Source organism: Actinomycetospora sp. (assembly GCF_055612215.1).
Map to the genome: position 1 here is coordinate 1 of NZ_JBVPVA010001035.1, position 12497 is coordinate 12497.

15 protein-coding genes are annotated in these 12497 nt (G+C 75.4%); 11 read left to right on the forward strand and 4 right to left on the reverse strand.

The window, feature by feature from the left end:
- The 4 genes from AC0CYZ_RS27990 to AC0CYZ_RS28005 form a co-directional block, all read left to right on the forward strand.
- The coding region (locus tag AC0CYZ_RS27990; RefSeq protein ID WP_472221381.1) for a phosphoribosylglycinamide synthetase C domain-containing protein at positions 1-257 on the forward strand (257 nt) is incomplete at its 5' end.
- A 132-nt stretch (positions 258-389) separates the two neighbouring features.
- Positions 390-758: a hypothetical protein gene (locus AC0CYZ_RS27995; RefSeq protein ID WP_472221382.1), complete on the forward strand. Its 369-nt coding sequence runs from the start codon at positions 390-392 to the stop codon at positions 756-758.
- 7 nt (positions 759-765) lie between these two features.
- The gene (locus AC0CYZ_RS28000) at positions 766-1983 is read left to right on the forward strand and encodes a transglycosylase SLT domain-containing protein (protein WP_472221383.1); all 1218 of its coding nucleotides are present in this window, start codon (positions 766-768) and stop codon (positions 1981-1983) included.
- A 225-nt stretch (positions 1984-2208) separates the two neighbouring features.
- Complete coding sequence (locus AC0CYZ_RS28005; RefSeq protein ID WP_472221394.1) at positions 2209-3339, forward strand: pyridoxal phosphate-dependent aminotransferase; 1131 nt, start codon at positions 2209-2211, stop codon at positions 3337-3339.
- Between the two features lie 14 nt (positions 3340-3353).
- Here AC0CYZ_RS28005 and AC0CYZ_RS28010 read toward each other — a convergent pair whose 3' ends face one another.
- Positions 3354-4322: a threonine aldolase family protein gene (locus AC0CYZ_RS28010; RefSeq protein WP_472221395.1), complete on the reverse strand. Its 969-nt coding sequence runs from the start codon at positions 4320-4322 to the stop codon at positions 3354-3356.
- 84 nt (positions 4323-4406) lie between these two features.
- Here AC0CYZ_RS28010 and purB point away from each other — a divergent pair, with 84 nt between their 5' ends.
- From purB to AC0CYZ_RS28025, 3 genes are all read left to right on the forward strand, one after another.
- The gene (gene purB / locus AC0CYZ_RS28015) at positions 4407-5825 is read left to right on the forward strand and encodes an adenylosuccinate lyase (protein ID WP_472221384.1); all 1419 of its coding nucleotides are present in this window, start codon (positions 4407-4409) and stop codon (positions 5823-5825) included.
- Positions 5826-5836: 11 nt separating this feature from the next.
- On the forward strand, positions 5837-6754 hold the full coding sequence (locus AC0CYZ_RS28020) for a phosphoribosylaminoimidazolesuccinocarboxamide synthase (RefSeq protein ID WP_472221385.1): 918 nt from the start codon (positions 5837-5839) through the stop codon (positions 6752-6754).
- A gap of 77 nt (positions 6755-6831) precedes the next feature.
- Positions 6832-7530 carry a hypothetical protein gene (locus AC0CYZ_RS28025; protein WP_472221386.1) on the forward strand — a complete coding sequence of 233 codons (699 nt, stop codon included), beginning with the start codon at positions 6832-6834 and terminating at the stop codon, positions 7528-7530.
- Positions 7531-7544: 14 nt separating this feature from the next.
- Here the strand turns inward: AC0CYZ_RS28025 and AC0CYZ_RS28030 are convergent, their stop codons facing one another.
- Positions 7545-7970: an ester cyclase gene (locus AC0CYZ_RS28030; RefSeq protein WP_472221387.1), complete on the reverse strand. Its 426-nt coding sequence runs from the start codon at positions 7968-7970 to the stop codon at positions 7545-7547.
- Between the two features lie 246 nt (positions 7971-8216).
- On the opposite strand from AC0CYZ_RS28030, the gene AC0CYZ_RS28035 reads away from it, so the two are divergent.
- A complete protein-coding gene (locus AC0CYZ_RS28035) occupies positions 8217-9167 on the forward strand; it encodes an alpha/beta hydrolase (protein ID WP_472221388.1) in 951 nt (316 codons plus the stop codon).
- On the opposite strand, the gene AC0CYZ_RS28040 is transcribed toward AC0CYZ_RS28035, so the two are convergent.
- Positions 9161-9823: an MBL fold metallo-hydrolase gene (locus tag AC0CYZ_RS28040; protein WP_472221389.1), complete on the reverse strand. Its 663-nt coding sequence runs from the start codon at positions 9821-9823 to the stop codon at positions 9161-9163. The two genes, AC0CYZ_RS28035 and AC0CYZ_RS28040, sit on opposite strands and share 7 nt — an antisense overlap.
- A 53-nt stretch (positions 9824-9876) precedes the next feature.
- On the opposite strand from AC0CYZ_RS28040, the gene purS reads away from it, so the two are divergent.
- Entirely contained in the window at positions 9877-10149 is a 273-nt protein-coding gene (gene purS / locus AC0CYZ_RS28045) for a phosphoribosylformylglycinamidine synthase subunit PurS (RefSeq protein WP_472221390.1), read from the forward strand.
- Positions 10146-10826, forward strand: a complete 681-nt coding sequence (purQ, locus tag AC0CYZ_RS28050; RefSeq protein WP_472221391.1) for a phosphoribosylformylglycinamidine synthase subunit PurQ — start codon at positions 10146-10148, stop codon at positions 10824-10826. Before purS ends, purQ begins: the two co-directional genes overlap by 4 nt.
- Here purQ and AC0CYZ_RS28055 read toward each other — a convergent pair.
- Complete coding sequence (locus tag AC0CYZ_RS28055; RefSeq protein ID WP_472221392.1) at positions 10810-11370, reverse strand: hypothetical protein; 561 nt, start codon at positions 11368-11370, stop codon at positions 10810-10812. The two genes, purQ and AC0CYZ_RS28055, sit on opposite strands and share 17 nt — an antisense overlap.
- A 272-nt stretch (positions 11371-11642) precedes the next feature.
- Between AC0CYZ_RS28055 and AC0CYZ_RS28060 the strand changes: the two genes are divergently transcribed.
- Positions 11643-12497 (forward strand): AIR synthase related protein (locus AC0CYZ_RS28060; protein ID WP_472221393.1); only part of this gene is annotated, 855 nt, incomplete at its 3' end.

Genomic DNA, 12497 nt, shown 5'->3' on the forward strand with positions numbered 1-12497 from the left:
GAGTAGTCCGGACCGGCGAGGTGATCAGGGGGGCCGACGCTCCGGGGGTCCTGCACGCCGGGACCCGGCGCCGCGAGGACGGGGCGGTGGTCTCCGCGGGTGGGCGGGTCCTCTCGGTGGTCGGCACCGGGGCGACGCTCGCCGAGGCGCGCGACGACGCCTACACCCGCCTGGGCGCGGTGCACCTGCCCGGCGCCCACGCCCGCACGGACATCGCACGGGCCGCGGCGGAGGGGCGGATCGCGGTCCGGGGGTGAGCGACGTCCCGGCGCGCGTTCTGCGCCGCGGAACCCGCTCCGTCGGACACGGTCGTCGCGGAGCCCGTCGCCCGCCCCGGACTTGCCCCGAACGGCCCCCGGACGGCCCGGCGCCGACCTAGGCTCGCCGGCATGCCCGACCTCGTGTACGGCTCCGCGGCTATCGAGCAGGCCCGCGTCGCCGCCGCCGCGCAGGCGCGCCGCATCCCGGCGCTCGCCGACCTGCTCGGCGCGGGCCCGGACGACCTCGGACTCGGTGGGCTCGCCGCGGGCGGGGCGCTCGCCGGCGCGCTGGCCGACCTGCGCGCGGCACTGGAGGGCGAACTGACCGCGGGCGGCGCGCGGATGGACGAGGTCGACCGGGCACTGGACGCCACGCTGCGCTCGATGCAGGACGCCGACGCCACCGGGGCGGACGGTGTGCGGGCCGTGGCGCGCGGGTCGAGCGGGTTCTCCGGTGGGGCCTCGACGTCGGGACCGGGCGCCCTCGCCTGGCGGTGATCCGTCCGTGGCGGGGTGGGGGTACGACGTCGTGGGCGCGCTCGAGACGACCCCGGGCACGGAGGAGCTGCTCGTCGTCGCCCGGCGGGTGGAGGGGATCGACGCCGCGGCCCTGACGGGTCTCGGCCGCCGGCTCGCGGCCCTGGCCGACGGCGTGGACGACTCGATGCGGGCGGTCGCGGACGGCGGCGGCGAGGTCGCGCAGGCCTGGCAGGGGCCCGGCGCCGACGCGTTCGCCCGCTACGCCGCCGACTTCACCCGCGCCGGCGGCGCGGCCGGGGACGCCGCCCGCGCCGCGCAGCGCGAGCTCGCGGACCTGGGGCGGACGCTGCAGTCGTTGCGCGACGAGGTCGCGGGCCACGTCTCCGACGCCCTCGACGCCGCGTACACCCGGGCGGCCACTCCCGGGTCACCGACCCCCGACGAGGTCCGGGCGGCGATCGCCACGCCGACGGCCAGGGCGCAGGATGCACTGGACCGCGTCGAGTCCGAGGTCGCCGGGGCGGCGCGGCGGCTGCGGGCCCTGACCGGGGAGATGACCGGGTGGTCGCGGCTGCGCTCGCCGGACTCCGGGGTGTCGGGCGGGGCCGGCGCGTCCTCGCGGTGGGCGGACCGGCAGCGGGCGACGGTCGGGGCCGACGAGCCGGTCCGGTCGGCCCGGATCACCGGCTCCGGCGACGGCGAGGGCGACGGCGGGTCGGGCGGGGACACCGGCGGCTCCGGACACGGGTCCGGCGACGGCCCGGACACGGGCGGCGGGACCCCGAGCGAGGACGGCGGCTCGACCGGCGAGGACGGCGGCTCGACCGGCGACGGCGCGGACCAGGGTGCGGGGAGCTCGCCGTCGGGACCCGGCGGCGGCCCGCCCGGGAAGGTCGGCGACTGGATCCGGCAGGCGACGGCGATCCTCGCCCAGCACGGCGTGCCCACCGACAAGATGAACCCCGACGACATCGCGACGATCATCGACCACGAATCGGGCGGGGACCCGGACGCGTCCAACGGGTGGGACTCCAACGCCGCGAAGGGCACGCCGTCGGAGGGCCTCATGCAGACGATCGGGCCGACGTTCGACGCGAACAAGCTGCCCGGCCACGGCGACATCCACGACCCGGTCGACAACATCATCGCCGGGGTCCGGTACGCCATCAGGCGCTACGGCTCGGTGTCGAACGTCCCCGGCGTGGAGGCCCTGGCCCGCGGCCACCACTACGTCGGGTACTGAGCACGGAGATCCGGAGTTCGTGAGCGTGTCGCGGCGCTCCTCGGGCGTGTCGCTCCCCGACCCGTGATCATGCTCGCGGCGAGGGCGAGCGGCGCGGACCGCCGAGCTCGTTGTGCCAGGGTGGAGCGCGTGACGACCGCGCGGCCCGAGTCCGGATCCCCGTCGCTCCGCTCGCCGCTGACGAGGACACCCGCCCGTCGCGCCCAGGTGCCCCCGTTCCACGTCATGGACGTGTGGGCGGCGGCCGCCGAGCGGCAGCGCACCCACGGGGACCTGGTCAACCTCTCGGCGGGTCAGCCGTCCACCCCGGCGCCGGTCGACGTCCGCCGTGCCGCCGCCACCGCCCTCGACGAGCAGATCCTCGGCTACTCGGGCTCGCTCGGCGTCCCGGAGCTGCGCGCGGCGATCGCCGGGCACCACCGCCGTCGCTACGGCGACGACACGGTGACCGCCGACGACGTCGTCGTCACCACCGGCGGCTCGGGGGGCTTCCTGCTGAGCTTCCTCGCCGCCTTCGACGCGGGCGACACCGTCGTCCTCGCCCGCCCCGGCTACCCCTGCTACCGGAACATCCTCACGAGCCTGGGCTGCCATGTCGTCGAGCTGCCGACCGGCCCCGAGACCCGGTTCCAGCCGACCGTCGCGATGCTCGAGGAGCTCCACGAGGCCCCCGCCGGGCTGATCGTCGCGAGTCCGGCGAACCCCACCGGCACCGTCATCGACCCCGACGAGCTGGCGGCGCTGGCGCGGTGGTGCGACGAGCACGGCACGCAGCTGATCAGCGACGAGATCTACCACGGCATCGAGTACGACCCGGGCCGGTCGAGCCCGGCCTCGGAGACGGCGTGGAACACCAGCCACGAGGCCGTCGTCGTCACCTCGTTCTCCAAGTACTGGTCGATGACGGGGTGGCGCCTGGGCTGGCTGCTCGTGCCCGGGCGGCTGCGCCGGGCCGTCGACGTGATCTCCGGGAACTTCACCGTCTGCGCGCCGGTGCCGGCCCAGATGGCAGCGCTCGCGGCGTTCACCGACGCCGCCTACGCCGAGGCCGACGCCCACGTCGAGCGCTACGCGGTCAACCGCGCGCTGCTGCTCGAGGGGCTCCCGCAGATCGGGCTGACCCGCCTCGCCCCGGCCGACGGGGCGTTCTACGTCTACGCCGACGTCTCCCACCACACCGACGACACCCTGGCGTTCGGGCAGCGGCTGCTGCGCGAGACCGGGGTGGCCGTGGCGCCCGGGATCGACTTCGACCCGATCGACGGCCACACCTGGATCCGGCTCTCGTTCGCCGGCGCCACCGACGACGTCCGGGAGGCCCTCGTCCGTCTCGGGCGCTGGCTCCCCGGTGCCTGACGGCACCTGAGCCCTCACGCCGGGACCGGCAGCTCCGCCGCGCGCTCCAGCACCGCCTCGACGTCGGCGCGCGAGACGTCCCGGTGGGTCACGAACCGGACCCCGGGACCGAAGGGCACCGCCCGCACCCCGACGTCGGCGAGCCCCGCGACGACGGTGGCCGCGTCGGTCGTCGGGACCAGCACGATGTTGGTGTCCGGCGTCGACACCGGCCAGCCGCGGGCCCGCAGCCCGTCGGCGAGCAGCCGGGCGTGCTCGTGGTCGGCGGCGAGGTCGGCGATCCCGTCCAGGGCCACGAGGCCCGCCGCACCGACCACCCCGCCCTGCCGGATGCCGCCGCCGAGCATCTTGCGCAGTCGCCACGCCCGCGCGACGAAGGTCGCCGACCCGGCGACCAGCGAGCCCATCGGCGCCCCCAGCCCCTTCGAGAGGCACACGCTGACGGTGTCGACGCCCTCGACGAGCTCCGCCGGCGCGACCCCGAGCGCGACCGCCGCGTGCCAGATCCGTGCGCCGTCGAGGTGCACGGCGAGCCCGGCGTCGTGGGCTGCCGCCACCAGCGCCCGGTGCTCGGCGACCGGGGTCACGGCGCCGCCCGCCGAGTTGTGGGTGTTCTCCAGGCACAGCAGCCGGGTCCGCAGCCCGAAGTACGGGCCCGCCGTCCCGGCCGCGGCAACCACCCCGTCCGGCGTCGGACGACCGGGTCCCGCGCCGTGCGGCAGCGGCGCGGGCAGGCCCCCGGCGAGCCAGGCCGACGTCCCGAGCTCGGCCTCCAGCACGTGGGCGCCGGCCGGTGCGAGGAAGCGGTCCCCCCGCTCGAGGTGGTCCATCAGCGCGATCGCGTTCGCCATGCAGCCGGTCGGGGTCCACAGGGCCGCCTCGACGCCGAGCAGGTCGGCGACGCGGCGCGCCAGCGCGTCGAGCGTGGGGTCGCCGTCGAGGACGTCGTCGCCGACGTCGGCGGTGGCCATGGCCTCCCGCATCGCGGCCGAGGGTCGGGTGACGGTGTCGGAGCGCAGGTCAACGGGGGTCACGGCGCTCCATCCTCACCCGTATCCTCGGGACACGTGATCCCCAACGTCCTCGCCGCGCGCTACGCCTCGCCCGCCCTGCGCGACCTGTGGTCGCCCGAGCGCAAGGTCGTCGCCGAGCGGGAGCTGTGGCTGGCGGTGCTCGCCGCCCAGGCCGACCTGGGGATCGACGTCCCGGACGGGGTCCTCGAGGACTACCGCCGCGTGCTGGACACCGTCGACCTCGACTCGATCGCCGCCCGCGAGCGCCGCACCCGCCACGACGTGAAGGCGCGCATCGAGGAGTTCGACGACCTCGCGGGCCACCAGCACGTGCACAAGGGCATGACGAGCCGGGACCTCACCGAGAACGTCGAGCAGCTCCAGATCCGGGACTCGCTGCGCCTCGTCGCGGACAAGACGGTGGCGGTGCTCGCGCGGTTGTCCCGCCTCGCCGTCGAGCACTCCGAGCTCGTCATGGCGGGCCGCTCCCACAACGTCGCCGCGCAGGCCACCACGCTGGGCAAGCGGTTCGCGTCGGCCGCCGACGAGACCCTGGTCGCGTACCGCCGCCTCACCGAGCTGATCGAGCGCTACCCGCTGCGCGGCGTCAAGGGCCCGGTCGGCACCGCCCAGGACATGCTCGGGCTGCTCGACGGCGACGCGGGCAAGCTCGCCGACCTCGAGCACCGGGTGGCGGCGCACCTCGGGTTCTCCGAGGTGCTCACCAGCGTCGGGCAGGTCTACCCCCGGTCGCTCGACCACGACGTGCTCTCAGCCCTGGTGCAGCTCGCCGCCGGGCCCGGCAGCCTCGCCACCACCATCCGGCTCATGGCCGGCCAGGAGCTCGTCACCGAGGGGTTCCAGGCGGGGCAGGTCGGCTCGTCGGCGATGCCGCACAAGATGAACACCCGGTCCTGCGAGCGGGTCAACGGCCTCGCCGTCGTGCTGCGCGGCAACGCCGCCATGGTCGCCGAGCTGGCGGGGAACCAGTGGAACGAGGGCGACGTCTCCGACTCCGTCGTGCGCCGGGTCGCGCTGCCCGACGCGTTCTTCGCGATCGACGGACTGCTCGAGACGTTCCTGACGGTGCTCGACGAGTTCGGCGCCTACCCCGCGGTGATCGCCCGCGAGCTCGACCGCTACCTGCCCTTCCTCGCGACGACGGCCGTGCTCATGGCCGCCGTGCGGGCGGGGGTCGGACGCGAGACCGCCCACGAGATCGTCGCCGAGCACGCCCGCGCCGTGGCCCTGGACATGCGGGAGAAGGGGATCGAGGGCAACGACCTGTTGGCCCGGCTCGCCGCCGACTCCCGCCTCGGCGTCACCGAGGGCGACCTCGCCACCGCCGTCGCCGACCCCTCGGCCTTCGTCGGCGCCGCCGGCGCCCAGGTGGCGGAGGTCGCGCGGCGGGTCGCCGAGATCGTCGCGACCCGCCCGGAGGCGGCGGCCTACGCCCCGGCCCCGATCCTCTAGCCTCGCCGCCCGTGGCTGTGCTCGCGGACTACCCGCACCTGGCGTCCGGGAAGGTCCGCGACCTCTACGAGGTCGACGACGAGACGCTGCTGCTGGTCGCCTCCGACCGGATCTCGGCCTTCGACCACGTCCTGGACACCCCGATCCCGGACAAGGGCCGCGTCCTCACCGCGCTGTCGGTGTTCTGGTTCGGCCTGCTGGGCAGTCGGCCCGGGACCTCGAGCAGCGACCGGGGCGCGCCCCCGCTCGCCCACCACCTCGTCGCCGCCCGCGACGAGCGCATCCCCGACGAGGTCCGCGGGCGCGCCCTGCTCGTGCGTCGCCTGGAGATGATCCCGGTGGAGTGCGTGGCGCGGGGCTACCTGGCCGGCTCCGGCGTCGTGGACTACCGCCGCGACGGCGCCGTCTGCGGCGTCCCGCTGCCCGACGGGCTCACCGAGGCGAGCATGCTGCCCGAGCCGATCTTCACCCCGGCGACGAAGGCCGAGCTCGGCGAGCACGACGAGAACGTCACCTTCGAGGCAGTGGCCGAGCAGGTCGGGAGCGACCTGGCCGGGGCGCTGCGGGACCTCACGCTCTCGATCTACGCGCGCGGCGCGGCCTACGCGGCCTCCCGGGGCATCATCCTCGCCGACACGAAGCTCGAGTTCGGCCTCGACCGCACCGGCGCCCTCGTGCTCGGCGACGAGGTCCTCACCCCGGACTCGTCGCGGTTCTGGCCCGCGGACGGCTACGAGCCCGGACGGCCGCAGCCCTCGTTCGACAAGCAGTACGTCCGCGACTGGCTGACCTCGCCCGAGTCCGGCTGGGACCGCCACGGCGACGCCCCGCCGCCCCCGTTGCCGGAGTCCGTCGTGGAGGCGACGCGGGCCCGCTACGTGGAGGCCTACACCCGGCTGACCGGGCAGGGCTGGCCGCCGGCGCTGTGAGGTGAATTCCGGGCCTGTCGCCCTGCTGTTCACGTGGCCGTCCACCGGTCCTCACATCGGTGGGGCCTGATGGGACCGTGCGTCTCCTCGTCTCGCTCTCCGGGCTCGGTCCCGGTGCTCCCCTCGCCGCCGCGGTCGACTGCTGCGACGCCCTCGACGCGCGCCGGGTGCCGCTGACCCTGCTCGTCGGGCCGCGCCCGCACCCCGAGGTGGCCGCCTTCGCCGTCGCCCGGCGCCGGGCCGGCGACGCGGTGCTGTTGCGCGGCTTCCGGTCGGTCCACGACGACGCCCGCCCATACCGGCGGCTCCCCGTGCTGGAGGCCCGGCTGCGCCTCGCCGGGGCGACGCGCTCGGCCGAGGCACTCGGCCTCGAGCCCGACGGGTTCGCGGCACCGGGCTGGTCGGTCTCCGACGGCACCCGGCGCGCCCTCACCGAGGCCGGCCTCGGGGTGCTGCTCGACGACACCGGGCTCCACCGGCTCGGTGCCGGCGGGGTCCCGACGGCGGGCGTGGCCGGCCCGGTCGTGCGTCCCGGGGACCCGGCGCCGACGTGGTTCGGACTGGCCCGTGCGCGCCGCCGGGCCGGCGAGCCCGCGCTGCGCCACCTCACCGTCGACGTCGGCGCGGGCGTCGAGGCGCTGGTCGCGGCGGTCGACCTCGCCCTCGCGGACGGGGCCGTGCCCGCCGTCCCGGCCACGCTCGTCGGGCCCGCCCAGCGGCCGCGCCCACGCGCCGGCGGCGCGGTCGACCCGGAGCTGTGGTCGACGACCGCGTAAGTACCTACGGCCACCTATCCCACGGGGGCGGCGACCAGTCCGAGCTGCGTCAACAGCTCGAGCTGGTCGAAGTAGAGGGCGAAGTCGGTCATACGGTCCCCGGCGAACCCGCAGACGTTGACGAAGGGGATGCTGACCCGTCGGCCGGTCGGGGCCACGTCACCGCTGGGCGCGCGCAGGGTGTCGGTGTGGGTGCCCTCGAACACGGCCTCGAGGACGCCGCCGGCGTCACCACCGACGATGCGGACGAGACGACACTGGTTGTCGGGGAACGCGTCCTGCCACAGCCGGTAGAACATCGTCACCATCTCCGGCCCCGAACCGCGCACTCCGCCCGGCCCCACCAGCGTCGCCTCCTCGGTGAACATGGCCGACCAGCCTGCCTCGTCCTTCGCGTTCCAGGTCTCCAGGACCTGCTCGGTGAGCTCGCGTGTGTCCACGTCGCTTCTCCTCGTCTCCTCGTCGGCGACCCCGGTCCCGATGACCGACGCCGCAGACCGGCGAGTGTCGGAGCGGCGCGTCACCGTGGGGTGGAGCGTCCGCAGAGGTTCGGTCCCGGGCGTGGGCCGCCCGCCACCCGTCGGAGCTGGTCGGGCGCGTTCCGCGTTCGTGAGCACCCGGGGTGGTGACGTGGGGACTCTCCGCTCGCGAGGCGGGGCCGACTCCGCCCGTGTTCCACTCCGTCCATGACGCTGCAGATGGACCCCGAGGTGGCCCTCGCGATGGCCCCGATCGCCGAGGCGGCGGCCGGGCAGACCCCGCCCCCGGCCGGTGACTGGCAGACCCGCCGGGCCGCGGTGGACGACCTGATCGCCGGCGCGACGGCCGCGTGGACCCCGCCCGCCGACGTGACCGTCACCGAGCACACGGCCCGCGCGGAGGACGGCGCGAGCATCGGGATGCGGCTCTACCGACGCGACGGTGACCAGCCGGGGTCGCTCGCGGTCTACGTCCACGGCGGCGGCATGTTCCTGTGCTCGATCGACACCCACGACCCGGTCTGCCGCGTCTACACCCACCTCTCGGGCGTCCCGCTGCTCTCGGTCGACTTCCGCTTCGCGCCCGAGCACCCGTACCCGACGTCGGTCGAGGACGTGTACGCCGCGCTGCGCTGGGCGGCGGACCACGCCGCCGAGCTGGGCGTCGACCCCGCGCGCCTCGCGATCATGGGCGACAGCGCGGGCGGCGGGATGGCGGCCGCCGTCGCACTCATGGCCCGCGACCGGGGCGGGCCCGCGCTCGCGTCGCAGATCCTCGTCTATCCCATGCTCGACGACCGCACGACGACGCCCGACCCCCGGATCGAGCCGTTCGCCATGTGGTCGACCGACGACAACATCACCGGCTGGGGCTGCCTGCTCGGCGACACGGCGGGCGGGCCCGACGTGCCGCCCTACGCCGCGCCGTCGCGGGCCACCGACCTCTCCGGCCTGCCCCCGGCGTTCATCGACGTCGGCCAGCTCGACATCTTCCGCAACGAGGACGTGGACTACGCGTCCCGGCTGGCCCAGGCCGGGGTGGGCGTGGAGCTGCAGCTCTACCCCGGGGTGCCGCACGCGTTCGAGGTGTTCGCCCCGGACGCGGCGGTCAGCCGCCGGGCGATGGCCGCGCGGGTGCGGGCGCTGCAGTCCTACTGAAGCGGCGTGCTCACCCCGCGCCCCAGGACCCGCACGTCCGTGCCCTCCGGGGAGAGCGAGTCGAACAGGCCGTAGTGCAGGTCGGGGTTCGCGAGCACGGCCTCGTGGATCGGGACCGCGATCGGCGGCGCCACGGCCCGCAGGTAGTCGACCGCCTCGGAGACCTTGAGCCACGGCGCCCCGGTGGGCAGCAGGAGCACGTCGACGCCGGCCGGGGCCGGGACGTAGGCGTCCCCGGGGTGCATGACCGTGCCGCCCTCGGCCCGCAGGACGTAGCCGTTGTTGGCGATGACCGGGATGTCGGGGTGGATCACCGCGTGCTCGCCGGCCGCGGTCCCCACGACCTCCACCCGGGTGCCCCCGACGGTGAACTCCTCGCCGGGCTCGCGGCGCGTGTGCGCGATCCCGCGCCCGCGGAGCACGTCCGCGGTCCCGGGATCGACGACGAGCTCCGCGCGGGGGTTCTGCTCGAGCAACGCCGGCAGGCGCTCGACGTCGAGGTGGTCGAAGTGCTGGTGCGTGACGAGGATCGCGTCGAGCCCCTCGAGGGTCTGCCAGCCCTCGGAGAAGGCTCCGGGGTCGAGCAGGACGCGGGCCGCGCCGGTGTCGACCACGACGCAGGCGTGCCCGAGGTGCACGAGTTCGGTGGCGCTCATGGCCCGGGCTCTTCCCCGTCGGGCGCCCCGGCGAACCCGGTACCGTGGTCGCCGTGGCCCGCGTGATCGTCGACGTCCTGCCGAAGGCCGAGATCCTCGACCCCCAGGGCCAGGCGGTGGCCCGCGCGATGGGGCGGCTGGGGGTGACCGGTGTGGCCGACGTCCGCCAGGGCAAACACTTCGTCCTCGAGGTCGACGACGCGGTGTCCGACGCCGAGCTCGAGCGCATCGCGGGCACGCTGCTCGCCAACCCGGTGATGGAGGAGTGGGTGGTCCGCCGCGCGACCGACGTGGCTGCGGGCGACGCCGACGGGGTGCAGGCGTGAGCGCCCGCGTCGGGGTCATCACCTTCCCCGGGACCCTCGACGACGTCGACGCGGCCCGGGCGGTGCGCCGCGCGGGGGGTGAGGCGGTGTCCCTGTGGCACCGCGACACCGACCTGCAGGGCGTGGACGCGGTCGTCGTGCCAGGTGGGTTCTCCTACGGCGACTACCTGCGCGCGGGCGCGATCGCCGCGCGCTCCCCGGTGATGGGCCCCGTCGTGGAGGCGGCCCACCGGGGCCTGCCGGTCCTCGGCATCTGCAACGGCTTCCAGATCCTCTGCGAGGCGGGGCTCCTCCCCGGAGCGCTGGTGCGCAACTCCGGGCTGCGCTTCATCTGCCGGGAGACCCGGCTGCGCGTGGAGAACGCCTCGACGGCCTGGACCACCGACCTCGCGGCGGGCGCGGAGATCACCGTGCCGCTCAAGTCGGGCGAGGGCCGCTTCGTGGCCGACGACGAGACGCTCGCGCGCCTCGAGGGCGAGGGACGGGTGGTGTTCCGCTACGCCGAGCCCGCCCCCAACGGCGCGCTGCACGACGTGGCGGGGGTCTGCTCCGCCGACGGGCGCGTGGTCGGGCTCATGCCGCACCCCGAGCACGCGATCGACGCCCTGACCGGGCCGAGCACCGACGGGCTGGCGCTCTTCACGTCGGTGCTGGCCCGGATCACGGCAGCAGCGTGACGCGCAGCTCCCACAGGTCGGCGTAGAGCATCAGCATCCGTCCGCCGAGGTGCAGGACCAGGCCCCGCATCTCGTCGGGCCGCTCGACGTGACCGACCACGCGGTCGACGTCCTCGAGCGTGTCGCCCACCAGCTCGTCGAACGGCGCGACGTCCCCGACCTCCAGGCCGTCGTCCCGCTCCGGGGCGGGCGCGGGCAGCACCGGGACGATCGTGTCCCCGCGGGCGCCGGGCGCGACGGCGAGGACGACCGGGCCGGCCACCCCGTCGAACACGAGCTCGAGCATGCCCTGCGAGGGGTCGACGTACGGGGCGACGCCGGCGGGCACGCGGCCCGCGAGCTCGAGGCGGTGACGGCGGACCTCGACGAGTTCACGGTCGAGGACGAGGGGGAGGGCGGCCAGCGGGTCGGGCCGTGAGGGCCCGGCGGCGTCCTCGACGGACGAGGAGGCCGCCGTGTGTGCGGTGGCGCTCCCCGGTGCCGGCGCGGAGCCGCGAACCGGGTCGAGGCCGGCCCACTGTGCGCGGACGGAGGCTGCGGTCATCGCGCCATCATGGATGCGGGGTCCGACAGTCACCGGGATCGACACGACACGCCACGCGCGGACTCGCCGAGACGTCATAGTCGGACCACGAACGGCCACCCGATCGAGGGACACGCGTGGTGAGTGAGATGTGCGGTCGGTGACGTACGACGAGTGACGGATCGGACACCGCTCGGGCGACCTCTCCCTCGTCCGGGGAGTTTCGCGCACGTTCGTCGTGGGCATGATCACGAGCCCCACGTGGTCCCCCGCCCGTGCGTAGGGTCGAGGACGTGACCGCGCAGGCCGCCACGAGCACGGCGGAACCCACCGACACCGTCGAGACCGCCGCCGCGACCCCGGACCGCGAGCAGCCCTACGCCGCGCTCGGCCTGCGCGACGAGGAGTACGCCCGGATCCGCGAGATCCTCGGGCGCCGCCCGACCGACGCCGAGCTCGCCATGTACTCGGTGATGTGGTCCGAGCACTGCTCCTACAAGTCGTCGAAGGTGCACCTGCGCCGCTTCGGCGAGACCACGACCGACGAGATGCGCCGCCACCTGCTGGCCGGCATCGGCGAGAACGCCGGCGTGGTGGACGTGGGCGACGGCTGGGCGGTCACCTTCAAGATCGAGTCGCACAACCACCCCTCGTACGTCGAGCCGCACCAGGGCGCCGCCACCGGCGTCGGCGGCATCGTCCGCGACATCATGGCGATGGGCGCCCGCCCGGTCGCCGTCATGGACGGGCTGCGCGTCGGCCCGCTCGACGCCCCGGACACCGCCCGCGTGCTGCCCGGCGTCGTCTCCGGGGTCGGCTTCTACGGCAACTGCCTCGGCCTGCCCAACCTCGGCGGCGAGGTCGTCTTCGACCCCACCTATTCCGGGAACCCGCTGGTCAACGCCCTGTGCGTCGGTGTGCTGCGGGTCGAGGACCTGCACCTGGCCTTCGCCTCCGGCGTCGGCAACAAGATCGTGTTGTTCGGGGCGCGGACCGGCCTCGACGGGATCGGCGGGGTGTCGGTGCTCGCCTCCGAGACCTTCACCGGCTCCGCCGGCGGCGGCGGCCACAAGAAGCTCCCGAGCGTCCAGGTCGGCGACCCGTTCGCCGAGAAGGTCCTCATCGAGTGCTGCCTCGAGCTCTACCGC